The following is a 24,403-nucleotide window of genomic DNA, read 5'->3' on the forward strand; positions in this document are numbered from 1 at the left end:
CCCCATTTTATTGCGCTCGGTATTTAACAAAGAACAGTAAGAGAGATGATTATGCCATTAGCATTACTTGCATTGACGCTCAGCGCCTTTGCCATCGGAACCACAGAATTTGTCATCGTAGGCTTGATTCCTACCATGGCGAGCGACTTGAATGTATCTCTGCCATCGGCAGGCCTATTAGTCAGTTTATACGCGCTTGGCGTTGCTATTGGCGCACCAGTATTAACGGCATTAACCGGAAAGTGGAATCGTAAAGCGGTATTGCTAACCGTGATGGCATTGTTTGTCATTGGTAACTTATTGGCGTGGCAAGCTCCAGGCTATAACACGCTGATCGCCGCACGAATTTTGACTGGCCTTGCCCATGGTGTGTTCTTCTCGATCGGATCGACCATCGCGACAGGTTTGGTTTCAAAAGATAAAGCAGCCAGTGCCATTGCGATCATGTTTACGGGTTTAACGGTTGCATTGGTAACTGGAGTACCACTGGGCACTTATATCGGCCAAACCTTTGGATGGCAAGCGACCTTCTTGATCGTTGCTCTGCTTGGCCTTATTGCTCTTATCGGTAGTGCTATCTTGGTTCCAAGCAACCTTAAGCAACCACCTGCGGCGAAGATTTCGGCACAACTAAAGGTTCTAACTCAACCACGCTTACTGTTGGTTTACGCTATCACAGCACTAGGTTATGGCGGCACATTCACAGCGTTTACGTTCCTTGCTCCAATACTGGAAAATGTATCAGGATTTGATTCGAGCTCAATCAGCTTAATCATGTTGGTTTACGGTGTGTCAGTGGCGGTCGGTAACATCTGGGGCGGAAAAATGGCCGACAAGATGGGCCCAATTAAAGCACTGACCGTTATCTTCTCTGGTTTAGCCGCAGTACTGGTGGTATTCAACTTTACCGCAGTAAACCCTTACGCAGCTGTTGCTACCATTTTGGTTTGGGGTGCATTCGCATTCGGTAACGTTCCAGGACTACAAGTGTATGTTGTGAAACTGGCTGAGAAATACACACCAGACGCCGTCGATGTCGCTTCTGGATTGAACATTGCAGCCTTCAACGTCGGTATTGCATTAGGCTCATGGGGCGGTGGTTTGATTGTCGCGAAATCTGGATTAATGAACACCCCTTGGGTAGGTGCTGTGATCGTTTTGATCGCTCTTGTTCTGACTCGATTCAGTGGTGCGTTAGATAAGAAGCAAGCACAACAAGCTGTTCCATCTAGCATCTAGCATCTAGCATCTAGCAAGGATAGAAAAAACAAAGCCCGAACCTAGGTTCGGGCTTCGTCATTTAAATCTGATTATTGTCCGTTATCGATCGATTTCAGCACTTTACATGGGTTACCGACTGCAACCACATTGGCTGGGATGTCTTTGGTTACGACACTGCCCGCGCCAATCACGCTGTTTTCGCCAATGGTGACACCGGGGCAGATAATTACACCACCGCCAAGCCAAACATTGTTGCCAACATTAATCGGTGTGCCAAACTCAACGCCTTCTTCTACACGGCCTTTCACATCGAGTGGGTGACCTGCAGTCAGGATTTGAACGTTCGGACCAAGCAGCACATTGTCGCCAATAGTCACTTCAGCCACATCCAAAATCACGCAGTTAAAGTTAGCGTAGAAGTTCTTGCCTAGCTTGATGTTCGAGCCGTAGTCACAACGAAATGGAGGTTCTAAATGCGCATTTTCACAGCCCGGAATCAGCTCTTGCGTTGCTGCTTCCCATTCGGGTGTGTCAGGAATACTGTTATTGAGTTTTTGAAGCACCTTACGACATTCGATACGAGCTGCATAAAGCTCTTTATCCCAAGCCTGATAAGGTTCACCTGCTAGCATTTTTTGTTTTTCTGTTTTCACGTTACTTACCTGTTCTCACATCAATTAGCTATTTTCATATTACTTATCTAGCTTCACATTACTTAACTAATGGTGGTCAATTCATCGACCAAAAACGCAATATCGCACATCTAAATAACAGTGAATAAGGAGTGTTTGAGCTTGGTTTAAGAGATGCGCAGCTCGTCACTTTTTGTAGGTAAAATATGAAATTCGAACAGTGCTAATTTAGCTTCGCTATCGAATCACGTAACACCAAACTACCAGTGGTATTGATGGTGGTCGCTTGCTCTGTTTCACCGACAATTTGCAGGATCGCCTTTTGCGTCATTTGCTCTAATGGCACACTCACAGACGTTAAGCTTGGCGTTAAAAACGCCCCCACTTTGCTGTTATCAAAGCCGACGATCGAAACATCTTGAGGCAATGAGTACCCAAGTTCGGTTAACGCCTTAATCGCACCAATCGCCATATCATCGTTTTCAGACAAGATAGCAGTGAATGTGGTTCTGCTTTTTGCCAAAGCTTGAGCCGCGTGATAACCGCTCTCCATCGTCCAATCACCTTGAACAACGTTGGACTCATCCAATGCAACACCATGTTTAGTTAACACATCTTGATAGGCTTGGTAACGCAGCTCATCGGTCGAAGAACCGGCTTTACCACGAATCACTGCAATGTCTGTATGGCCTTGCTCGATGATGTGTTCAACCATCAAACAAGCACTCTGATAATGATCGGTGGTGATCGCGTGATTGGGCTTCGACGGCATTTCACGGTTGAGTACCAGAATCGGAGTGTCGGTGCTGTCGATGATCTTTGCAATCTCACATTCGGTTAAGCATTGCGGATAGAGGATGATGCCCGCGCACTTCATATCCAGCAGGAAGTTGATCGCCTTTATTTCGTCTTCAGCGCTGTGTTTGCCATCGGTGATCACCAGTTGGTGATTCGACTTTTCGCTATAAGAAGCCGCGTGATACATCAAGGAAGAGAAGTAAGGGCCATTGAACAACTCATTGGTGATAACAAAGCCGATGAAGTTGGTCTTCTTGGTCGCCAATTGCTGAGCCAACAAGTTCGGTCGATAACCTGTTTCTTGAATCGCATCAAATACCTTTTTCACCACATCTGGGCGCACGATGTTCTTGCCATTTAAGACACGAGAAACGGTCGATTTAGATACGCCTGCGCGGTTTGCGACATCAAGCATGGTTACCATTCGCTTCTTTTCCTTTATAAAAAATTAGCCGACATAGGCCGACTAATTCATTGCAAAATGACAGCTCACAGTTCACATAACTGCGCTGGGGAATGCATTCTAAATAGTGGCACCGTTAGATGCAATCACACCTTTATACCACTCGAAAGACTTCTTGCGCTTGCGTTCTAGTGAGCCAGATTGATCGTTGTGCTTATCTACGTAAATGAATCCGTAGCGTTTTTTCATCTCGCCCGTGGTGAACGAAACTAAATCGATACAGCCCCAAGGGGTATAGCCCATCAAATCAACACCATCAATCGAAACGGCTTTTTTCATCTCTTTGATGTGGTCGCCAAGGTAAGCAATGCGGTAATCGTCATTAATGCTGCCATCTTCTTCAATGGTATCAACCGCGCCAAAACCGTTCTCAACGATGAACAATGGCACTTCATAACGTTCATACAGAGACGATAAACAGAAACGCAAACCCGTCGGATCAATTGGCCAGCCCCAATCGCTAGACTGGATGAACGGATTATCGACCGAATTTTCATGACCGCCGTCCATCGCTTCTTCTGTAGATTGGTGAGAAGAAGAATCCAAGGTATTCGACATGTAGTAGCTAAAGCCTAAGTAATCAGCCTTACCTTCTTTTAGGATCTGCTCATCTTCAGGCTGCATCTCAATGTTGAAGCCTTTGATTGCCCAGTCACGCGTAGCGTAATTTGGGTAATGACCGCGAACCATCACATCTGAGAAGAAGTAACGGTCACGCATCGCTTGTTGTGCCACCATAATGTCTTCCGGTTTAGAAGAACGAGGATAGAAAGGCACCATCGCACACATTGCGCCGATTTGAAGATCTGGATTGATCTCGTGACCTTTCTTAACCACCAAAGCACTTGCAACAAACTGATGGTGAACCGCTTGATACATCGCCTCTTGCGGCTTTTCGCATTGTGGAAACTTCACGCCTGAGCATAACCAACCGAAAATATCTGCCGAGGTGTTCATCTGGTTGTTGATCTCGTTAAACGTCATCCAGTATTTCACTTTGTGTTGGTATCGTTCCATCACTGCAGTTGAATACTTAACGAAGAAGTCGATCACTTTGCGGTTCATCCAGCCGCCATATTCCTTAGCTAGATGGTAAGGCATTTCAAAGTGGCTCAGTGTTACCACAGGCTGAATGTCGTATTTCAACAGCTCGTCAAACAGATCATCGTAAAACGCTAAACCCGCTTCACACGGTTCAGCTTCATCGCCATTTGGGAAGATACGCGTCCACGCGATACTGGTACGGAAACACTTAAAGCCCATCTCAGCGAATAACTTAATGTCTTCTTTGTAGCGATGGTAGAAATCCACTGCGACTTGGTTAGGATAGTTTTCGCCATCAATCACGCCATCGGTGATTCGACGTTGTACACCATGAGCGCCCGCTGTTAATACATCAACAACACTGACACCTTTACCATTCGCATCCCAGCCGCCTTCTAGTTGATGCGCTGCTACTGCACCGCCCCATAAAAAATCGTTCGGAAATTCGTTGTTCATACCATTACTCGCTACAAGTTATTCGTGAAAAAGATCAGGATTAGAGAGCTCATTGCAACTCTGAAACCGATTTCAATAAAAGAAAAGATACAGGTTGAAACCGGTTTCAGCAATAGTTAAAAGATCTTTTTTGATCGAACTACAGACTAATCAACAGTCAGCATTACGATCAATGCTGCTCAAAATACTGATCATGCTGAGATTTGCCGGATAGGTCTTGAGTTCCCGGGTAGAACTGGACGAGTGTCTGATCGGCTAAAGTGAGGTGAATCCAACCCTCTTTGACTTTCAGCCAATTGGTACCGTTGGTCTCATAGACGGCAGAAAACTTGCCCCAGCCAGACTCTGATACCTGCAGCTCTTGAAATAGGTTAATCGGGGCTAGCTTATTGCTGTCGAAGTTTGCGTCGGCATAGACAGATAAAGGCTCGATGGCATCGTTTGGCTTAAACGTATAACAGCTCACAGAGGCTGAAGTGCGATCAAACCACTGGTAAGGTTGTGCACCGATTAAATCGTAGACCGTGCAATCATTGAATTGAATCGCCCACTCTTGGTGAGCTTTAAAACCGAGGTAACCTATGGGTTGTGATGGTTCAGGCTTTGAGTCCGCCTCCTGCTCATACACCGGTTCTGAGGTAGCACATCCCATAAGCCCAAGACTAAAAAGGAAAGTCACAGCAAGCTTCATCATTGTCATACCTCAGTTCCGTTAGTAGATGAGTAACTCAATTAAGTCTCTACATTAAACGGTAAGTTCCAAACGATTACCATCCGGATCGAGTACACAGCTCTCATAATAGCCATCGCCTGTTCTTCTTGGGCCATCTAAGCGCTCATAGCCGTCTTCGACCAAGTGTTGAGTCAGTTGATCGACCGCCTGTTCCGAACCTAATGATATCGCCATGTGAATGAAGCCTGTGAACTGGTCATAGATGTCGTCTTTCGATTCAGGGACAGAGTCCATTTCCATAATCTCTAAACGACTTCCCGTATCAAACGAGAGGAAGTATGAAGAAAACCCTTTAGTTGGGTTGTGATATTTTGAGTTCAATGTCGCGCCGAAATAATCTTCATAAAATCGCTTCAGTACTTCGAGTTGTTTGGTCCAAATTGCGATGTGTTCAATCTTCATTTTGTTTGCCTAAGTTTGATGTCTAACGCTAGATTACTCATCAAATAAGGAACAATAAACAGAACGAAATTCATCGAAATTGTTCCTGATTAACGGGCTCGATTTTATGTCCATAACTGCACAGTATTGGCATCTATGTTTGTGTAATAGTTATCTTTCCTCCATAGTCAGGTTTTACACAATCTGAGATTCAAACTGTGAGCTTTTTAAAACTGATACTACTTGCGGCTATATGGGGAGGCTCGTTTCTTTTCATGAGAATGGCCGCCAATCCATTAGGGCCCGCAGTCTTAATTGAAGCGCGAGTTCTGTTTGCAGCACTTACTCTGCTTTTAGTTTCTTTCTATTTAAAAAAGAAGCTCTCTTTTCATGATCACGCAAAACACTTCTTCATTCTCGGCCTGTTTAACACCACACTTCCTTTTTTGCTTTTCGCTTATGCCGCGCAGACACTTAACGCCTCGACACTCGCCATCTTGAACTCTACCGCGCCAATATGGGCGGCAATCATTGGTGCAATATGGACCAAAACAGCACTCGAGGCGAAAGTTCTATTGGGACTTGGGATTGGGGTAACAGGAGTTGGCGTGTTAGTCGGTTGGGATGCGATGAACATTGGCCGTGAGGCTATGCTTCCTATCTTTGCAGCAGTGATGGCGGCCTTTAGCTACGGAATAGCGTCAAACTATACCAAACAAGCCCCTAAAGTTGAGGCATTCAACAATGCTCATGGCAGCATGTGGACTGCGGTATTGCTGGTTTTGCCGTTTGTATTCTTTATTCCGATGAGAGAAACACCCGACGTTACGATCACTACATCGGTTGTCTTATTAGGCGCGGTATGTACTGGGTTAGCGTATCTACTTTACTTCAATCTCGTCTCTGAACTCGGCGCACCTTCAGCCCTGTCCGTGACCTTCATCATTCCGGTATTTGGTATTCTATGGGGTAACTTATTCTTAGATGAAGCAATTGGCATCAATACGATTGTTGGTTCAATTCTGGTTATCACCGGCGCCATGTTGGTGACAGGAATGACGCCTTCTAAGATGATAGAGAGCGCCAAACAGAAACGAGCAGCAAGAGCGGCTCGTTAATCAGCCATATATTGCTGAATCTTGTTTCTCAGCCACTGATGAGCAGGGTTCAAATCGGTTCTTTTATGCCAAATCATGTATTGCTGCATCGGTAAGATTTCAAACGGCTGATCAAGGACTTGAAGCTGGAAGGATTCGGAAAATTGATTGGCAAAATCACGCGATGTACTGCCGACACAATCTGAGCCCGATACCAGCACACACATGGTCATCAGCGAGTCACACTCGGCACTCACTTTTCTCTGTTTCAGTGGCGACTTGGTAAAATAATCTGCCGTGTATAAACGGGTTCGACGCATTCTAAAAGTAACATGCTTTTCGTTGTAATATTGCTCTTGCGTCACAGAGCCATTGATTCTCGGATGCCCCTTTCGAGCTATCAGCACCAACTCATCTTCAATCATCGGCTGCTTCATGTAGCCGTTAACTTGCGGGTAATGGATATCAATCGCTAAATCAGCTTGTTGCATGCTCAAGCCTTGCAATAATTCTTCTTCGTTGTTCGGCACCATATTGAATTCAATCGAGATATTGCCCAACGTCTCATCTTGCTCGACGAGAGGTTGAAGCTTGGTTAATCCAATCTCATTCACCAGGATACGAAACACATGATGCTGTTGATTATCAAATGTCTTTAAAGTGCTTACTGCGCTGCTTATCCCTTCTAGAGCAGGCTCTACTCGGTCTGCCAATTGCACCGCAGCGTTAGTCGGAATAATCCCACGCCCTTCACGAATAAACAGGTCGGTATCAAGCTGAGATTGCAATCGCTTCAATGCCCCGCTAACCCCAGGCTGAGTCATACCAAGCGATTCTGATGCAAGCGTGATCGACTTTAATCGATACACTTCTAAGAACACGCTCAATAGATTTAAATCCAACTTTTCCACGTCGCTCACCGTTACTCTCCCTGTCAATGTGGTCTTAATCAATCATAGGTCAGGATTCGCCTTCGTTCCCCAACCATTGCATGACTCAATACATAGCCAATCGTGATGTATTAAATAAAGCTTACTTTATTTTTTGCTATATGTCTTATTCCTATAATCGCCTCAACGAAACAAAATTCTGAAATGAAGAGGCTCTTATGACGACTTCACGCACGTTCAAAAATGCATCACTGTTCCTAGCTATCTCGCTCGCATTCCCTGCAGTTGCAGCTAACCATGACCACGCACACTTCAGCGAAATTGGCGACCAAGGTGGCAAAAGCGCAACCGAGATGACGACTAAGGCAAACCAAGAGTTCGCAAAAACACTTAACTTTGCCGACACTCGCGCTTTCGACAATAACAACAAGGGTCTTATTGCTAGCTTCGACCAAGAGACGGGCGACATCATTCGCAATAGCTTTAACTTTATCGACCCAAGTGTGACGAATGCAGACCAAGCACCAGATTCAGTAAACCCTTCACTGTGGCGCCAAGCGGTATTGAACCAAGCAGCAGAAGGCTTATATGAAGTTGTTCCGGGTAAAGTTTACCAAGTTCGAGGTGCAGATTTAGCGTCTATCTCTTTCATTCGTAGTGACAACGGTTGGATCGCTTACGACGTTCTTCTTACCAAAGAAGCGGCCGCTAAATCACTCAAATTCTTCAAGAGCAATGTGCCTGATGGCGGCGAACTGCCCGTCGTTGCTATGATTTACTCTCACTCGCACGCTGATCACTTTGGTGGCGCAAGAGCAATCAAAGACGCATACCCAGATGTAAAAGTGTACGGTTCGAAAAACATTACTAAAGAGATCGTCGACGAAAACGTATTGGCGGGTAATGCAATGTCTCGTCGTACCGCTTATCAGTATGGTGCAACCCTGAACCGACACGAGCACGGTATTGTTGATGCTGCACTGTCGAAAGGCCTATCAACCGGTAGCATTACTTACGTACTGCCAGACTACGAGCTGAACCATAACGAAGAGATTGAAACTCTGGTTATTGACGGCCTAGAAATGCAATTCATGGATGCTTCAGGTACCGAAGCGGCCTCTGAAATGGTGACGTATATTCCAAGCATGAAAGCACTTTGGACTGGCGAGCTGACTTACCAAGGCATGCATAACCTGTACACGCTGCGTGGCGCTAAAGTACGTGACGGCTTGAAATGGTCTAAGAAGATCAACGAGATGTTAGTCACTTGGGGTGAAGATACTGAGGTGCTGTTTGCGTCTCACTCAGCGCCAATCTGGGGCGAACAAGAGATCTCTGATTACCTAAAAATGCAGCGTGACGCTTACGGTTTTACTCATAACCAAACGCTTCGCTTAGCCAATAACGGTGTGGTTCTACAAGACATCGGGGACGAGATTTACAAGGTCATGCCAGACAGCATTCAACAGTCTTGGCACACCAACGGTTACCACGGTACTTACTCTCACAACGCCCGCGCGGTGTACAACATGTATCTTGGTTACTTCGACATGAACCCAGCTAACCTAAATCCACTACCAATCAAGCCAGAGTCAGTGAAGTTTGTTGAATACATGGGCGGCAGCGACGCTGTGATTGAAAAAGCGCAGCAAGACTTCCAAGAAGGTGAATATCGCTTCGTTGCAACAGCACTGAATAAGGTGATTCAAGCAGAACCAGAGAACAAAGTTGCACGTGGCTTATTGGCAGATACGTACGAGCAGTTGGGTTATCAATCAGAAGGTGCAGGTTGGAGAAACATCTACCTAACGGGCGCTCAAGAGCTTCGTATTGGCACACAACCGGGCGCACCAAAAACTGCATCTCCGGATGTATTGGCTAACATGACCATTGAGAACTTGTTGGATTACTTAGCCGTAAAAGTGGATTCGCTAAAGGCACAAGAAACACCATTTACGTTGAATATTCAGCTGCCTGATGTGCAAGAGTTCTACTACGTTGAGATGTCTAACGGTAACCTGAACAACATTCAAGTGAACGAGCTGCAAGACGCCGATACAACACTGATCATCAATAAGTCTGACGTGTCTGACATCGTGCTTAAGAAAACAAGCCTTGAAAAACTGTTAGAAGACGGACAAGCAGGCGTGAAAGGTGATAAGACATCACTTAACAAACTGCTGTCTTCATTGACAGAAGCTGACACCTCTTTTGAGATTGTACCGCGTCCAAAAAAAGGCGAAGAAGTTGATGCAGAGCTATACCAAGATTCAGCGGTACACGCTCATTAAACGCCGGATACACTAAATAAAAACAACAGCAGTTAGCTAGAAAAACGTTCTATAAAGAACATAAAAACAAGCCCCTCCCTTTTGGTTGGGGCTTTCTTATTTGTTCTCAATATATGCTTCTGAATCGCTATTGAGTTTGCCCGTTTACGTCGCAATCCCAATAAGAAGGTGAACCATAATATTGAACAAAGTAATCGATAAATACGCGCACCTTTGGTGCAAGTAACTGAGCACTCGGGTATACCGCCCAGATAGCCGCCTCATCCTTTAAAGGGTAATCCGGCAACACCTCAACCAGCGAACCTTCCGCGAGCTGCTTGTATGCTATCCAACTCGCGCACATGGCAATGCCCAAGCCATCGACACATACATCCCTTACCGCTTCACCGTGATCGACGCGGATAGCACCTAGGCTCTCTTCAAGTTTTCCGATATGAATACTGGCTACCGGAGGTGACAACCCAAGCTCTTGTCCTGCTTGACCTATATTGTGCGTAGACGCGAGTCGCACAAACAATTTTAGATGTTCAATGTTCATCAATAATGGCTAGCCTGCGCTGAGTACACGCTGCTTATTGGCCGCAGCGGCACGGGGAATAATGTGAGTTTTAATATAGGCATTAAGCTTAAACCATGCAAAAGCGCCCGCTAAAACATTGGCGACTGTCGCAGCAATAACCGCATTGACCATGTCTCCGGTTATCGAGCCGATCCATAAAGCGGGAATGTAGAAAACAAACAAGCGTAGGAAAGAGACATTCAAAGCTTTACGCGGCACACCCAAGGCATTAAAGACCGACGCAACCAACATGCAAAGCCCAAGCGGCCCATAGCTGAACGGTATAAATAACAAGGTCACTTCAAACCAGCTGCGTATGCTTTGTTCTTCCGAGATAACAGGAATAATCCAGCCACTAAACAGCGCCAACAATGTTGCCATCACGGTGTGGAAAACCAATAAGAACTTCGCTGTTGTATTCAATAGCTCAGGGATTTTGCATCGCTGCTGCGCCCCTAGGTAACGACCAATCATAGGCGGGATAGACATCGTCAGAGCAAGAGAAAACACCAGCATAAAACTTTCAACACGGGCGAGTAAGCTCCAAAAAGCCATCTCATCGGTTCCGATTCTCGCAATCAATAGCATTGAGAAGAACGCGCTGACCGCAGGTAATATCTGATTCGCAGTGGTTGGCATTACCGTCTTGAATAACTCAAAACTGTAGCCTTTGATTCGGTTACTGCACGCGCCATTGAAGCCAAACCAACCTTTGCCGCGAGACTTGATTAGCATGTAGATTGCGCCGAAAGCGTAGCCAATGCTCGATGCGATCGCCGCCCCTGCGATGCCCATATCCAATCCAAAGATCAGAATAGGGTCGAGAATTAGGTTAATCACGCTAGCAGCCAAGAACATGCTTCCGGTTGTTTTGGTATCGCCATTGGCACGATAAACGCAGGTGGCCAGATAAAGCACCGCCACCATCAATGCACTGAATAAATTGAAATTATCAAACGCGCCAACACTCTTAATAATTCGTTAATAGTGTTTCGTTTAATGGTTAATTGTTGGTTCGAACATTCCTCGCTAGCCTGAATTTAGGTCGCATTCACACTGAATAGGCTGAAATGAAATCTCTCAGAAGGAATATGGAAATGGTATATCAAGGTTATACAACGTTTAAAGCTCAAGCCGAAGATGGAATTCTTACCGTCACTTTTGACTTCGGTACTGTGAATGTTCAAGGGCAAGAGACTTTGATGCTGACGAAGCCGAAGCACTCAAAGCGGAAGCTTATTGGTTGTATCAAGCTACGAGCAAAACCCCTGCGGTTAAGCGCTTCCAAATTGCCGATGAGCAAGGCCTAGAGCACGATATGGAAAACCAACGTAACTGGGAAACTCTGGTTATGAACGTTCAAGACATCAAATAACTCGGTCACTTCTCTTAATTTGGGTCAGTCACAAACTGACCCATTGTCTTACTTAATCGTTAAACGCCAACGGTTAACCACCAAGTGTTAAAATGGTCATTATTTGCCCCATAGACTCACATTTGAGTCTTCAGCTTGTGAGCCAAATGCAACTATGTGTCATTAATCTTTGTTATAACGTTGTTCAAACTATTTTTTGAAGGACGGAATATGCAAAAAATAATTCTGATCACAGGTGCCACGGATGGCATTGGTTTAGAGACCGCAAAAGCACTAACGCAGCAAGGGCACCATGTTCTGATTCATGGCCGCAACCCAGTTAAGGTCAATAAAGTCGTGACCGCTTTGTCTCGCCTGTCTAAGAATGCAATCATCGAAAGCTACATCGCAGATCTATCGACGCTCTCTGAAGTTGAGGCGCTCGCAACCCAAATCAAAAGCGATCACAAACGACTCGATATACTCATTAACAACGCAGGTGTGTATAAAGTGTCGGACATCACCACTCCAGACAATCTTGATGTGCGTTTTGTCGTAAACACCATTGCGCCGTATCTACTGACACAAAAGCTGCTTCCTCTTTTTGATGCGACAGGTCGTATCGTCAACCTATCTTCAGCAGCCCAAGCACCCGTAGATCTAGATGCATTAATCAGTCCGAATGCGGGCGAACTTGATGGTCCGGTTTACGCGCAAAGTAAGCTGGCGCTAACGATGTGGTCCATCGAATTAGCCAATACTCTTTTAGACAAAGGCACCGCAATTATCCCTGTAAACCCAGCTTCTTTCCTTGGTAGTAAATTAGTGAAAGATGCTTATGGCGTTGATGGCAACGACCTTGCGATTGGAGCCGATATTCTTTGTCGTGCTGCGCTCAGTGATGAGTTTGCCAACGCTTCTGGTCAATATTTTGATAATGATTCTGGGTTGTTCAAAGACCCGCACGCCGACGCATTAGACAACACTAAGAACCACAAGCTGGTGACAGTGCTTAATCAATTACTCGAAGAAAAGCTGTGCGTTACGCACTGATCATTCATTAGTAAAAAACGACCACTAACACTCCCCCCCACCACCACACACACAATCCAAGCCGCAGTTCTATCTATACAGACAAAGAACTGCGCGCTCTTTCGATTATTAAGATTTCTTTAATACTGATTCCCCGCTTTGCCCAATTATCACCCAAGATGCAGATTGCTAAACTTGCCCCCGTCGAAACAACACAGGCTACGGCCGAGGAGCATTTATGCGTTTTGAAGGTAAAGTTTATCGTCCTTGGATGGAAGCAGAGAGCGTACTCATCCAGACAACATTGGGGTGCAGTAATAACCAGTGTACCTTCTGCACGATGTTTGATGATAAGCGTTTCAAAGTAAGAGACATCAAAGACATCTTTGAAGATATTGATGCGGCGAGAAAAATCTACCCGCATGTTGAATCTATCTTTTTGGTCGATGGTAATGTGATGGCGATTAGAACCGAGATGCTGATTTCGATTCTGGATTACATCAAGATCACCTTCCCAGAGATCAAGAACATCTCTCTGTATTCAGGGTTCAATGACTTCCGTCGTAAGAGCTTGTCTGAATTAAAAGAGATTAAGTCGGCAGGTTTAAGCATGGCCTATTCTGGCTTGGAGTCCGGTGACCCAATTGTGCTTGAACACATTCAAAAGCGCATGACGCGTGAGCATGCAATTAATACCACCAGCTTGCTGAACATCATGCAGCCGGATGCGATTGCACCAATGGCTTTAGCCGTTCAACCGGGATCGGTATTGGAAAAAGAAGTAAACCGTGGCGAGTTTGTTTTACCAACGCCATTGCAGATTCTGGAAGAAGAAAAATACTTGCTCGAAAACCTAGAAGATTTCGATTGCTACTACTGGGGTGACCACGGCAATAACATCTCACCAATGCGTGGCATGTTGCCTCAGGCTCGTAAGCCGTTTCTTGATAAGATTAATCAAGACATCGCTCACAACCCAATCACTAAGCAAAACGTCATTAAAACCTTTGCTTGGTAACGAGTAACCTCTACATCGTTTGAAGCAGCCACAAAAAGGGCCAGTGTCAGCTGGCCCTTTCATTTTCTAGCTATGTATCTCTCTATCGAACTATCTGGAGCCGACCGCTCGGACTAATTCTGCGATTCCATCCCAATCACCCTTGTCCATTTTGTCTGTCGGTACCATCCAAGTTCCACCGCAGGCAACGACTGATTTCAGTGCTAAGTAAGACTCAACGTTCGCTGGGCTTACACCGCCTGTAGGCATAAAGTTAACCGGGTAAACAGCCGTCAACGCTTTCAACATTGCGACACCGCCAGATGGCTCGGCAGGGAAGAACTTTAGTGTCTTAAGCCCCATTTCCATTGCTTGTTCAACCAAGCTTGGGTTACTCACTCCAGGAACAATCGTAACCCCTCTTTGCTGACAGTATTTGACTGTGGTTGGATTCAAACCTGGGCTGACAATGAAATCAACACCCGCATTAATGGCAGTATCCACCTGCTCTGTAGTCAGCACAGTACCTGCGCCAATCAGTAACTCAGGGTAGGCTTCACGCATCAAACGAATCGACTCTGCTGCCGCTTCTGTACGAAATGTCACTTCAGCACAAGGCAAACCATTCTCAACCAATACTTTCGCAAGCGGCACAGCCTGAGCAACGTCATTAATGGCGATCACCGGAACGATGCGAATATCCCTGAGTCGCTGTTCAATTGTTTTCATTGTTCATTTCTCTCATTATCAAACAGACAAATTAAGCCAAGTCGCTGCCGTTGCTTGCGATCACTTTTTTGTACCAGTGGAATGACTTTTTAGGAATACGATTTAACGTACCATTGCCTAGGTTGTCTCTGTCCACGTAGATAAACCCATAGCGCTTGCTCATCTCTCCGGTCGACGCCGCAACAAGATCGATACAACCCCAAGGTGTGTAACCCATCAATGGTACACCGTCTTCCATTGCTTCATGCATCGCAACAATGTGCTGACGAAGGTAATCAATGCGGTAATCATCGTTCACTTCTCCATTGTCATCCAAGGTATCACGAGCACCTAAGCCATTTTCTACCAAGAAAAGTGGTTTCTGGTAACGGTCATAGAGTGTGTTCATCGTAATTCGAAGACCTGTAGGGTCAATGACCCAGCCCCAATCACTTGCTGGAAGATGAGGGTTTTTGATGGACTTAACGACGTTCGCTGCACTCGTATTTCCTGCATTCATATCAGCGGAAGCACAGCGTGAAGCGTAATAACTGAAAGAAATGAAATCGACGGTGTTCTTTAGAATCTCGAAATCTTCATCTTGTGTTTCAAGCACCACACCTTTGTTATCAAACACTTTTTGAGCATAAGATGGGTAGTAACCACGCGATTGAACATCGATAAAGAACAGGTTCTCGCGGTCTTTTTCCATAGCCATCAGCACATCTTCTGGCTTACATGAATATGGATAGAAGTTACCGCCCGCCAGCATACAACCCACTTGGTTTTGCTCATCAACTTCATGGGCAATCTTGGTTACCAAAGCGCTTGCTACTAGCTCATGGTGAGCTGCTTGGTACTTCACTTGATCGTGATTTTCGCCTTCCTGAAACAACAATCCAGCACCAGAAAACGGGCTCGCTAGTAAAATATTGATTTCGTTGAAAGTTAACCAGTATTTCACCAAGCCTTTGTAGTTTTCGAAACAGGTTCTCGCGTAACGGCTAAAGAACTCAATCATCTTACGATTACGCCACGAACCATACTCGTTGACCAAGTGCATAGGCACATCGAAATGGCACAAGGTAACGAGCGGCTCAATACCGTATTTCTTACACTCTTCAAAAACATCACGGTAAAAATCTAAGCCAGCTTGGTTCGGCTCTAGCTCGTCACCTTTTGGAAAGATTCGGCTCCAAGCGATGGATACGCGGAAGACTTTAAATCCCATCTCTGCCAGCAAGGCGATGTCTTCTTTGTAACGGTGATAAAAGTCTATCGCGTTATGGCTTGGGTAGAACTCGTCTTCGCTGAGCGTCACCTTATCAACCTGACCAAGCTTAATTGGCATGCGGTTCTCACCATAAGGGATCATATCTACGGTTGTTAGGCCTTTACCACCCGCTAAGTGAGCGCCTTCAGACTGGTTTGCAGCAATAGCGCCGCCCCATAAGAAATCTTCGGGAAATTGAATGTTTGACATCGAATACCTCGGAAACAATAAAAGTCACCTTACGCTGAAGTAAGGTGACTGAATAAATTAATCAATTCTAATTAAGACGCGGACACTACTGTCGGCTTGTCTTCTGCCTTACCAGCTTCTTTGTTTGCTGACTCTGAAGTTGCTTTCTCATCGGCATCATCTTCTGGAACACCTTCAAAGCCTAAAACTAGGGTTAGAACAAATGACAGAACAATAGACAATGCGATCAGACCGAACACCCAAACGATACTCATTGGGTCATTCACATCGAAGAACTGAACACTCGTAAACAAGCTTGGTGCTGCCATCGAGTGACTCGCAAGGCCACCCATGCCCGCTAATGCACCTACGATAAAACCAGTAATCATTGTTGCGATAAGTGGACGTTTCAGACGAACAAGCACGCCGTACAATGCAGGCTCAGAGATACCGGCGAAGATAGCTGAAGCACCTGCGGCTAATGATGTCTGCTTTAGTGCGCTGTTTTTGGTTTTGTAAGCAACAGCCAGACACGCACCACCCATACCGAGGTTGGCACCGATTTCTGAAGGCATAACCATACCTTCACGACCCGTCTCAGCAATGGTTTGAATAATCGTTGGAGTAAATACACGGTGCATACCAGTAAGAACAAGTAGAGGCCACAGTGCGCCCATGATAGCAACCGACAACCAACCTAATGTGTCATGAATTGTGTAAACAAGCGCTGAAAGTGCAGTACCAACCCAAATACCAAATGGACCGATAAGTACGATAGCAACCGGAGCTGCAATCAATACGATAAGCATAGGTTTCAGGAAGTTTTTAGTCACAGCAGGGGTAATGCTATCTACCCAACGTTCTATGTAAGAAAGAGCCCAAGTCATCACAAGTACAGGAATAACCGTGTAGGTGTATTTCACTGACGTGATTGGGATACCGAAGAAATCAACGTGCTTGCCTTCTGCTGCTTGCGCCATCAATTCCATAAAGTTCGGGTGGATTAAGACACCGGCAATCGCAATGGAAAGAGACATATTGGTCTTGAATTTGATCGATGCGGAAGCGGCAACCATAACCGGTAGGAAGAAGAAGGCGCCATCGCCAATCGCTTTCAAGATAATCAAGGTAGGTGCATTTGGCTCAACCCAGCCCAGCATCTCAAGTACCATGGCGAGCAGTTTGACCATTGAAGCGCCAATGATTGCTGGGATAAGAGGCGACATGGTACCAACCAGTGCGTCCAACATTTTCGCACCAATTGACTTAGCCGTTAGCTTCTCTTTTTTAGCAGGAACCTCTGACTCAGATACAGTGGATAGCTCACAAAGCGCCATCACTTCTTTGTATGCATACGATACCTCGTTACCAATGATAACTTGTACTTTGTCTCCATTATCAACAACACCCATCACACCTTTCAGTGCTTTTAGCTTGTTAATATCGACGCCATCTTGGCTGTGTAAAACGAATCGTAGTCGAGTCATACAGTGTGTTAGGGCAGCCACATTTGTCTTGCCCCCAAGATGCTCAACAACAGATTTCGCAATTGCGCGGTAATCGTTGGCCATTTTATCCCCCAAAGATCTCTTTCCAGTGATTTTTAAACGCGAATATAGTGAGATGTGACTAATTTTCCGTCAGTAGGATGCAAAAACAATCACAATTGTTGTGAATTGTTGTTTTGTGTCCTTCATCACACTTCCTTAAGTTACCGGTAACATGTTACCGGTAACGCTTATAAGATAAAGCCATATTTACAAGCGATGTTCAAAATTGAGATCACGCGCAAATTTGTTAAGAGGATTGAGTTATGGCTGGTAGTAGTGTCATCGTCATGGGTGTCAGTGCTTGTGGGAAAAGCACGATAGGCGAGCAGTTGGCAAAAAAACTTGGGCGTAAGTTCATTGATGGTGACGACCTTCATCCTCGAGCAAACATTCAAAAAATGGCGTCAGGCCAACCTCTTAATGATGATGATCGCATTCCATGGCTGGAACGCGTTCGTGATGCAGCGTACAGCCTAGAAAGTAAAAATGAGCACGGCATTATTGTGTGTTCTGCGTTGAAGAAGAAGTACCGCGACCAAATTCGCGAAGGGAACAAAAACCTCACCTTTCTCTTTTTAGATGGCAACATTGACCTGATCTTGCATCGAATGCGTCAGCGCCAAGGCCACTTCATGAAAGAGAACATGATTAAAAGCCAGTTCGAAACATTAGAAAGACCCGATCACGAGCCAGATACGGTTGTCATCAGCATTGATGGCGATATTGATGACGTTGTGGACTGTGCTGCGATTGTGCTTTCAATGACTGATGAGGCAGAAACAGCATGACCCTTCCAACCATCCAAGCGGTGACTCAACGATTAATTGAACGAAGCAAAGAGACTCATGAAGCGTTTCTAAACCGAACCCAACACCAAGCCTCTGCTGGCAAAGGTGGTAAAGGGCTTTCTTGCGGCAACTTGGCTCATGCTGTTGCAGCTTCTTGCTCCGATGAGAAACGCTCGATTCTTGATCTCACTAAATCCAATGTGGCGTTAATCAGCTCTTACAACGATATGTTAAGCGCTCACCAGCCGTATCAACACTATCCAGATCAGATCAAAAAGGCGTTAGCTAAGTTCGGCCACACCTCTCAAGTAGCAGGCTGTGTTCCTGCGATGTGCGACGGGGTAACTCAAGGGCAACCAGGCATGGATATGTCTTTGTTTTCAAGGGACTTGATTGCTCAATCGACCGCTCTTTCACTGAGTCACAACGTGTTTGATTCAACCCTATTACTTGGTATTTGCGACAAGATAGCTCCAGGACAACTGATGGGCGCGCTCTCTTTTGCGCATCTACCAACTGCCTTTGTTCCGGCAGGCTTGATGGCAACGGGCATCAGCAATGATGAGAAAGTACACATTCGCCAAGAGTACGCGGCTGGCAAGGTAGGAAAAAGTGCCTTACTGGATATGGAGTGCAACGCTTATCACTCAGCGGGCACCTGCACTTTTTACGGCACAGCCAATACCAATCAGCTGGTATTTGAAGCGATGGGGCTGATGCTTCCGGGCTCAGCGTTTATTCACCCTGACTCTGAATTGCGCGCATCACTCACTCAGCATGCCGCCATTGAAATTGCTTCAATGACACCACAAGCCGCAAACTTCCGCCCACTTTCTGAAGTCTTTACCGCTAAAAGCTTAATCAATGGCATTGTTGCCCTACTCGCATCAGGTGGCAGTACCAACCACAGCATTCACATGGTCGCGGTAGCACGCGCAGCAGGATTTATTCTGACTTGGCAAGACATCAGCGATCTATCCGATGTGGTGCCTTTACTTGCTCGAGTTTATCCCAACGGCCCAGCAGATATGAATGCGTTCCAAGCGGCAGGAGGAGTTCCCGCGCTGTTACGCCGTTTAGATCAAGCCAACTTACTGCACCGAGATGTCACACCTACCTTTGGCTCGTTTGAAGATCAAATGAGTATTCCAGAACTTGAAAATGGAAAGCTAACGTGGAAAAAGTGCAAACAGTCGGCAGATGCAGAGGTAATTGCAGGCCAAGAACAGGTATTCCAAAGCACAGGCGGAACGCGAGTCCTTTCAGGGAACCTTGGCAACGCAGTGATTAAAGTGTCAGCGGTTGCAGAAGAGCAACGTGTAATAGAAGCACCTGCGGTAGTTTTTGATTGCCAACATAAGGTAGAAGCTGCGTATCAACGAGGTGAGCTCAACAAAGATTGCATTGTTGTGGTGATAAATAATGGACCAGCTGCGAACGGTATGCCTGAACTGCATAAGCTCATGCCGATTCTAGGCAATATACAGAAACAAGGTTTCAAAGTAGCTCTGGTTACCGATGGTCGTCTTTCCGGAGCCTCAGGAAAGATCCCATCCGCGATTCATGTCTCACCAGAGGCTATTCGAGGAGGAACTATTGGGCTTGTTTGCGAAGGCGATATCTTGCGCTTAGATTGCGCGAGTGGCGAACTCAATAACCTCAACGACATGCAATCTCGCCAAGCGAAGGTATTTGAGGCAGACGCCAAACAGCAAACCATGGGGCGCAACCTATTTAGCGTGATGCGCCAAAGCGTTTCGAGTGCAGAACAAGGGGCGAGTTTTATCGTCTAGCTGTGTCATTACTTAAATGTAAAAGCAAAAGGGGCATCATTTCGATGCCCCTTTCAGTTTCCACGATACTTGGTTAAACGCTTTCGCCATCAGTGATGCGATAGCCCATATCCACTACCGTTTCCGTAACTGGCTCACCTTTCAATCGGGCAAGCAGTAGCTCGGCACTTTTCTTACCTATTTCATAACGTGGCGTATCCACGCTAGTCAGTTTTGGGCGTATGGTTTGACCAATATCTAACGCGTTATAGCCCACCACAGATAGCTGTTGCGGCACTTGGATTCCACGTTGCTGGGCAATGAGCAAGGTACCTATCGCGATGTCATCATTGGTGCAGAACACGCCATCTAGGTCTGGGTAATCCGCAAGAGCGCGATCAAGCAGATCTTCAGCCAAAGAGAAGTTAGAGTGCTGTTCAGTCAACACGTGTTTAGGCTCTAATCCAGCCTCATACATCGCTTTGTCATAGCCTTGCAAACGCAACTTGGTTCGCGCATCCAATCGAGCGCCAAAGTAAGCAATAGAGCGTTTACCAGCTTCAATCATTCGCTTCACGACATGGTAAGAAGCATCAATATGGTCCAAGCCAACAACCATATCGATCGGATTGGTTGGGAGTTCCATCGTTTCAACAACAGAAACACCTGAATTCTTGATCATCTGTAACGTGCGGGGGGTGTGGTGGCTTTCCGTCAATATCAACCCATCAACTTGATACGAAAGCAGCGAAGCAATCTTTTCCTCTTCTTCCACAGCATCATAGCTAAAGTGAGCAAGCAACGTCTCGTAGCCATTCTCTTTAGTAACCGTTTCGATACCTTGAACAAACGCGGCAAAGATTTGGTTTGATAACGAAGGGAGCAAGATACCGATCGCTTTACTCGACGATTTAGAGAGCATAGCTGGCGCTTTGTTTTCGATGTATCCCATCTCTTCAATAACCGCTGCAATTTTAACGCGAGTTTTGGCTGCGACTGAATCGGGATTACGCATGTAACGAGAGACGGTCATCTTTGTGACCCCCACTTTGTCTGCAACATCTTGAAGTGTGGTTCGAGTTTTCTTCTGCTGTTCTGTCATAACTATTTGAACTCTTTATTATGTTACAAGTAACATTATAAAGTTCTCACCGCCTCAAGTTCAACCCATTCGTTGTCATCGACACATAGTATTGAAATCGTTCTACCATCGGCAAATTAGTTTGGCGTTAACGAAAGGTTGGTATCACGCATGCTTGATGAAAGCTTGGCTTAACTGCTGAAAGAGTGAGTCTACGTTGGGTAGAGTTGTCAGATGTGCGGACAACGGAGTATGAACTTGCGCGTCCACCACGGTTGGATTGCCACAAACTTGATTATAAAAATTTACGGGTGCAACGATGTTCTCTAGGTCGACATCCAACAAGATACAAGCTTGCGAAAGTACGATTTGGCCGCCCCCTTGTTTAAGCAAAACACGCTGCGCCGTGCCCACTATTTTTTGTTTATTGATATTGAGGTTGTAGTCACCATCACAATAAGAACCGGGAGTCGCGTGTACATCCACATCGATGCCCAGTTCTTTAAAAAACAGGGTTAAGACATTGCACAGATGTAGATACGCTTTTTGGATGTTGTAGGCTTCATCACGAGGCCAATGGTAAATGTGCGATAAGTTAATGATCCCCGGCAGTTGGGGAACGGGAGCGCAGCCTGTTTTACGTGAGGTGAGTTGCCAACCTTGTGCCGCGAGTTGTTTTCTAGACTCTACGGTCACAGGCCACTTTTTACCTGCGGGCAAAACAAGTGTCGGCGCTTTTGCTTGCCACAACATTAAGGCTTGCCCAATCTCACCCGCCTGAATTTGCTGCAATAATTCAGCTTCTTTTTCAAACGCACGATCAACATCAATGTGCGGGTAACGTACGAGTTTATTGGTTAACTTCAATGCACTTTCCTCTACAGATTGTGGTGACCTATCATTTAACGTTCTGCAATGGTTGATGAGATATGGGACTATGTGCGATGAAACATAGCACCAAAAGTTAGTTATTGGCGCCATAGTAGCTTGTCAGTTGCCCATCTCAAAGGTGAGTGCTAACATTTGTACACACACCAATAAAGGAATACATCATGGACACTAGAATTCAATTTCGTGTTGATGAAGAAACAAAACGCCTAGCTCAACAGATGGCTGAGAGCCAAGGTCGCACACTGAGTGGTGCTTGCCGTGAGCTTACTGAGCAACTCGCTGAGCAACAAAGACAGACATTATCTCACGATGCATGGCTAACTGAACAAGTAAACCTAGCATTTGAGAAGTTTGACTCAGGAGAATCCGTTTTCGTTGAACACCAAACTGCTAAATCTCGAATGGAAGAACGCAAAGCCAGAATACGTAATCGAGGTAAGCAATGATTTTATGGGAAGAAGAATCACTCAATGATCGTGAAAGGATCTTTGAGTTTATCTATGACTTCAACCCTGATGCGGCAGAAAACGCTGACAACCTCATTGAAACAAAAGTAGAAAACTTGCTTGAGCAGCCTCTAATGGGTGTACAGAGAGACGGCATTCGTGGGCAATTACTTATAATTCCTGAGATTTCAATGATCGTCTCCTATTGGATCGAAGGCGACATTATCCGAATTATGCGCGTACTCCACCAGAAACAAAAGTTCCCAATGGATTGATTACTTCCTCTGGGCAAATAGCCCAATTAAGGGGTGAACAACGCCTCCACCCAAACCTAACGCATTGTGCCATAAACACTTAACTTGAAGTAGGAGCAAAAGTGCCAAGCGTTGTGAATCCCTCTTAAATTGCTTGTTGAACGAAGCCGCTACGCGGCAGAGTAAAACGAGTGCGAACCATACTCTTGTAACACCATCACCCTGATGGTCGTTCACAGGAGTAACCCCATGAAACCCGATGACTTAAAACGCTACAACACCCTTTATGAACAACACCTTACCAACCTAAAGCTGCAAGGTAAACGACCCGCGACCATTGATGCCTATTCCCGTGCGGTTCGTCGGATCACCGCTCATTTCGACCGAGCCCCTGATACATTAACGACCTCTGACCTCAAACAGTTCTTCGCGTCTCTTATTCAAACCCACTCGTGGAGCACCATAAAACTCGATCGTAATGGCTTGCAGTTTTTCTATCGCTACACGCTCGATAAACAGTGGGAGTGGCTCAATATCGTCAAGCCGCCACAAGTAAAACGACTGCCCGACATACTGACACCACAGCAAGTCAGCTCGCTGATTACTCACACTCGACAAGCACGTTATCAGGTGTTTTTTCTTACTCTGTACAGCATGGGGTTACGACTCAGTGAGGGATTAAATCTTACGGTTCATGATATCGACAGCCAAACAATGCGCGTTCACATACGGGAAGGAAAAGGCGGAAAAGACCGAATGGTGCCGCTTCCGCAGCGAACGCTTAAGGCACTCCGCACGCACTGGCTTACCCATAAGCATCCTTGCTACTTATTTCCTGGACTTGGTACATGTCACGACACCCCCATGGATCGTGGCGGAATTCAAAAGACGATGAAACTTGTACTTAAAGAGTGTGGTATCAAAAAGCATGCGAGTCCTCATTCACTCAGACATTGCTTCGCAACGCACTTACTTGAGCAAGGAGTCGACCTGCGTTCACTGCAATCACTGCTCGGTCATGCAAGCCTCAACACCACGGCACGATACACCCGAATGACTCAGATAAAGCAGCGTGATGCGGCAATGGCCATCAACCAATTAACGGATGATCTAGACTTAACATGGAGCATAAAATGAGTACTTTCATTGAACTGCTTCGCCAGCATCATCGTGCGCTTAAGCATCACTATCATGCGCAGATAAATGGCGATATGCATCGAGCTATTGGGGCGATGCTCCGTTGCAAAACAGAGCAACAAGGACGCTCACAATGGTTCTGCAGTCACTGCCATCACGATGACCGATTGCCTCTTTCTTGTGGTCATCGCCATTGCCCTCAATGCCAACAACGCACCACTTCTGACTGGCTACAGCGTCAACAGCAAAAACGGTTACCTGTTCACTATTTCATGGTGACCTTCACTTTACCGTATCAATTGAGAGTGCTGGCAAGACATCAACCTAAAGCGATATATAACGGTATGTTTAAGGTGGCATCAGGGG

General features: G+C 45.8%; 23 protein-coding genes and 2 pseudogenes. 12 read left to right on the forward strand and 13 right to left on the reverse strand.

Going from position 1 to position 24,403, the window contains the following annotated elements; genetic code table 11:
* Positions 1 to 51 precede the first annotated feature (51 nt).
* On the forward strand, positions 52 to 1,239 hold the full coding sequence (locus tag ACED46_RS08535) for an MFS transporter (protein ID WP_017062388.1): 1,188 nt from the start codon (positions 52 to 54) through the stop codon (positions 1,237 to 1,239).
* A 71-nt stretch (positions 1,240 to 1,310) separates the two neighbouring features.
* Here the strand turns inward: ACED46_RS08535 and ACED46_RS08540 are convergent, their stop codons facing one another.
* The 5 genes from ACED46_RS08540 to ACED46_RS08560 form a co-directional block, all read right to left on the reverse strand.
* Entirely contained in the window at positions 1,311 to 1,874 is a 564-nt protein-coding gene (locus ACED46_RS08540; RefSeq protein ID WP_371721258.1) for a sugar O-acetyltransferase, read from the reverse strand.
* A 202-nt stretch (positions 1,875 to 2,076) separates the two neighbouring features.
* On the reverse strand, positions 2,077 to 3,075 hold the full coding sequence (locus ACED46_RS08545; protein WP_017059467.1) for a LacI family DNA-binding transcriptional regulator: 999 nt from the start codon (positions 3,073 to 3,075) through the stop codon (positions 2,077 to 2,079).
* Positions 3,076 to 3,174: 99 nt separating this feature from the next.
* Positions 3,175 to 4,614 carry a 6-phospho-beta-glucosidase gene (locus ACED46_RS08550; RefSeq protein ID WP_371721259.1) on the reverse strand — a complete coding sequence of 480 codons (1,440 nt, stop codon included), beginning with the start codon at positions 4,612 to 4,614 and terminating at the stop codon, positions 3,175 to 3,177.
* 169 nt (positions 4,615 to 4,783) lie between these two features.
* The gene (locus ACED46_RS08555; protein ID WP_371721268.1) at positions 4,784 to 5,308 is read right to left on the reverse strand and encodes a hypothetical protein; all 525 of its coding nucleotides are present in this window, start codon (positions 5,306 to 5,308) and stop codon (positions 4,784 to 4,786) included.
* Positions 5,309 to 5,359: 51 nt separating this feature from the next.
* Entirely contained in the window at positions 5,360 to 5,749 is a 390-nt protein-coding gene (locus ACED46_RS08560) for a VOC family protein (RefSeq protein ID WP_017064032.1), read from the reverse strand.
* A 197-nt stretch (positions 5,750 to 5,946) separates the two neighbouring features.
* Between ACED46_RS08560 and ACED46_RS08565 the strand changes: the two genes are divergently transcribed.
* Positions 5,947 to 6,846 carry a DMT family transporter gene (locus tag ACED46_RS08565; RefSeq protein ID WP_371721260.1) on the forward strand — a complete coding sequence of 300 codons (900 nt, stop codon included), beginning with the start codon at positions 5,947 to 5,949 and terminating at the stop codon, positions 6,844 to 6,846.
* Here ACED46_RS08565 and ACED46_RS08570 read toward each other — a convergent pair.
* Positions 6,843 to 7,745: a LysR family transcriptional regulator gene (locus tag ACED46_RS08570; protein WP_017059462.1), complete on the reverse strand. Its 903-nt coding sequence runs from the start codon at positions 7,743 to 7,745 to the stop codon at positions 6,843 to 6,845. The two genes, ACED46_RS08565 and ACED46_RS08570, sit on opposite strands and share 4 nt — an antisense overlap.
* Before the next feature lie 188 nt (positions 7,746 to 7,933).
* On the opposite strand from ACED46_RS08570, the gene ACED46_RS08575 reads away from it, so the two are divergent.
* Positions 7,934 to 10,006, forward strand: a complete 2,073-nt coding sequence (locus tag ACED46_RS08575) for an alkyl/aryl-sulfatase (protein WP_371721261.1) — start codon at positions 7,934 to 7,936, stop codon at positions 10,004 to 10,006.
* A gap of 127 nt (positions 10,007 to 10,133) precedes the next feature.
* Here ACED46_RS08575 and ACED46_RS08580 read toward each other — a convergent pair whose 3' ends face one another.
* Together ACED46_RS08580 and ACED46_RS08585 are read right to left on the reverse strand one after the other, a co-directional pair.
* The gene (locus tag ACED46_RS08580; RefSeq protein WP_017059460.1) at positions 10,134 to 10,544 is read right to left on the reverse strand and encodes a LysR family transcriptional regulator; all 411 of its coding nucleotides are present in this window, start codon (positions 10,542 to 10,544) and stop codon (positions 10,134 to 10,136) included.
* A gap of 9 nt (positions 10,545 to 10,553) precedes the next feature.
* Positions 10,554 to 11,507, reverse strand: a pseudogene (locus ACED46_RS08585) (MATE family efflux transporter); the annotation flags it as partial.
* 274 nt (positions 11,508 to 11,781) lie between these two features.
* On the opposite strand from ACED46_RS08585, the pseudogene ACED46_RS08590 reads away from it, so the two are divergent.
* From ACED46_RS08590 to ACED46_RS08600, 3 genes and pseudogenes are all read left to right on the forward strand, one after another.
* Positions 11,782 to 11,940, forward strand: a pseudogene (locus ACED46_RS08590) (enoyl-CoA hydratase/isomerase family protein); the annotation flags it as partial.
* 210 nt (positions 11,941 to 12,150) lie between these two features.
* Entirely contained in the window at positions 12,151 to 12,972 is an 822-nt protein-coding gene (locus ACED46_RS08595) for an SDR family NAD(P)-dependent oxidoreductase (protein ID WP_065583748.1), read from the forward strand.
* A gap of 217 nt (positions 12,973 to 13,189) precedes the next feature.
* Positions 13,190 to 13,969 carry a radical SAM protein gene (locus ACED46_RS08600; RefSeq protein ID WP_371721262.1) on the forward strand — a complete coding sequence of 260 codons (780 nt, stop codon included), beginning with the start codon at positions 13,190 to 13,192 and terminating at the stop codon, positions 13,967 to 13,969.
* A gap of 90 nt (positions 13,970 to 14,059) precedes the next feature.
* On the opposite strand, the gene ACED46_RS08605 is transcribed toward ACED46_RS08600, so the two are convergent.
* From ACED46_RS08605 to ascF, 3 genes are all read right to left on the reverse strand, one after another.
* A complete protein-coding gene (locus ACED46_RS08605; protein WP_065583747.1) occupies positions 14,060 to 14,677 on the reverse strand; it encodes a bifunctional 4-hydroxy-2-oxoglutarate aldolase/2-dehydro-3-deoxy-phosphogluconate aldolase in 618 nt (205 codons plus the stop codon).
* A 31-nt stretch (positions 14,678 to 14,708) separates the two neighbouring features.
* Complete coding sequence (locus ACED46_RS08610; RefSeq protein WP_017067568.1) at positions 14,709 to 16,139, reverse strand: 6-phospho-beta-glucosidase; 1,431 nt, start codon at positions 16,137 to 16,139, stop codon at positions 14,709 to 14,711.
* A 71-nt stretch (positions 16,140 to 16,210) separates the two neighbouring features.
* Positions 16,211 to 17,689: a PTS cellobiose/arbutin/salicin transporter subunit IIBC gene (gene ascF, locus ACED46_RS08615; protein WP_371721263.1), complete on the reverse strand. Its 1,479-nt coding sequence runs from the start codon at positions 17,687 to 17,689 to the stop codon at positions 16,211 to 16,213.
* A 242-nt stretch (positions 17,690 to 17,931) separates the two neighbouring features.
* On the opposite strand from ascF, the gene ACED46_RS08620 reads away from it, so the two are divergent.
* Together ACED46_RS08620 and edd are read left to right on the forward strand one after the other, a co-directional pair.
* Entirely contained in the window at positions 17,932 to 18,456 is a 525-nt protein-coding gene (locus tag ACED46_RS08620) for a gluconokinase (RefSeq protein WP_017059452.1), read from the forward strand.
* A complete protein-coding gene (gene edd / locus ACED46_RS08625) occupies positions 18,453 to 20,249 on the forward strand; it encodes a phosphogluconate dehydratase (RefSeq protein WP_371721264.1) in 1,797 nt (598 codons plus the stop codon). Before ACED46_RS08620 ends, edd begins: the two co-directional genes overlap by 4 nt.
* A 73-nt stretch (positions 20,250 to 20,322) precedes the next feature.
* Here edd and ACED46_RS08630 read toward each other — a convergent pair whose 3' ends face one another.
* Positions 20,323 to 21,330: a LacI family DNA-binding transcriptional regulator gene (locus ACED46_RS08630; RefSeq protein ID WP_017059450.1), complete on the reverse strand. Its 1,008-nt coding sequence runs from the start codon at positions 21,328 to 21,330 to the stop codon at positions 20,323 to 20,325.
* Between the two features lie 144 nt (positions 21,331 to 21,474).
* Positions 21,475 to 22,176: a biotin/lipoate A/B protein ligase family protein gene (locus ACED46_RS08635; protein WP_371721265.1), complete on the reverse strand. Its 702-nt coding sequence runs from the start codon at positions 22,174 to 22,176 to the stop codon at positions 21,475 to 21,477.
* A gap of 185 nt (positions 22,177 to 22,361) precedes the next feature.
* On the opposite strand from ACED46_RS08635, the gene ACED46_RS08640 reads away from it, so the two are divergent.
* The 4 genes from ACED46_RS08640 to ACED46_RS08655 form a co-directional block, all read left to right on the forward strand.
* On the forward strand, positions 22,362 to 22,646 hold the full coding sequence (locus ACED46_RS08640) for a hypothetical protein (RefSeq protein ID WP_017059448.1): 285 nt from the start codon (positions 22,362 to 22,364) through the stop codon (positions 22,644 to 22,646).
* On the forward strand, positions 22,643 to 22,921 hold the full coding sequence (locus tag ACED46_RS08645; RefSeq protein ID WP_017064043.1) for a type II toxin-antitoxin system mRNA interferase toxin, RelE/StbE family: 279 nt from the start codon (positions 22,643 to 22,645) through the stop codon (positions 22,919 to 22,921). The genes ACED46_RS08640 and ACED46_RS08645 overlap by 4 nt, the downstream gene beginning before the upstream one ends.
* A 228-nt stretch (positions 22,922 to 23,149) precedes the next feature.
* Positions 23,150 to 24,037 carry a site-specific integrase gene (locus ACED46_RS08650; RefSeq protein ID WP_017080449.1) on the forward strand — a complete coding sequence of 296 codons (888 nt, stop codon included), beginning with the start codon at positions 23,150 to 23,152 and terminating at the stop codon, positions 24,035 to 24,037.
* Positions 24,034 to 24,403: transposase zinc-binding domain-containing protein (locus ACED46_RS08655; RefSeq protein ID WP_371721267.1), on the forward strand; the 370-nt coding region annotated here is incomplete at its 3' end. The genes ACED46_RS08650 and ACED46_RS08655, both read left to right, overlap by 4 nt.

The organism is Vibrio sp. 1S139 (assembly GCF_041439475.1).
Classification (GTDB): domain Bacteria; phylum Pseudomonadota; class Gammaproteobacteria; order Enterobacterales; family Vibrionaceae; genus Vibrio; species Vibrio crassostreae_C.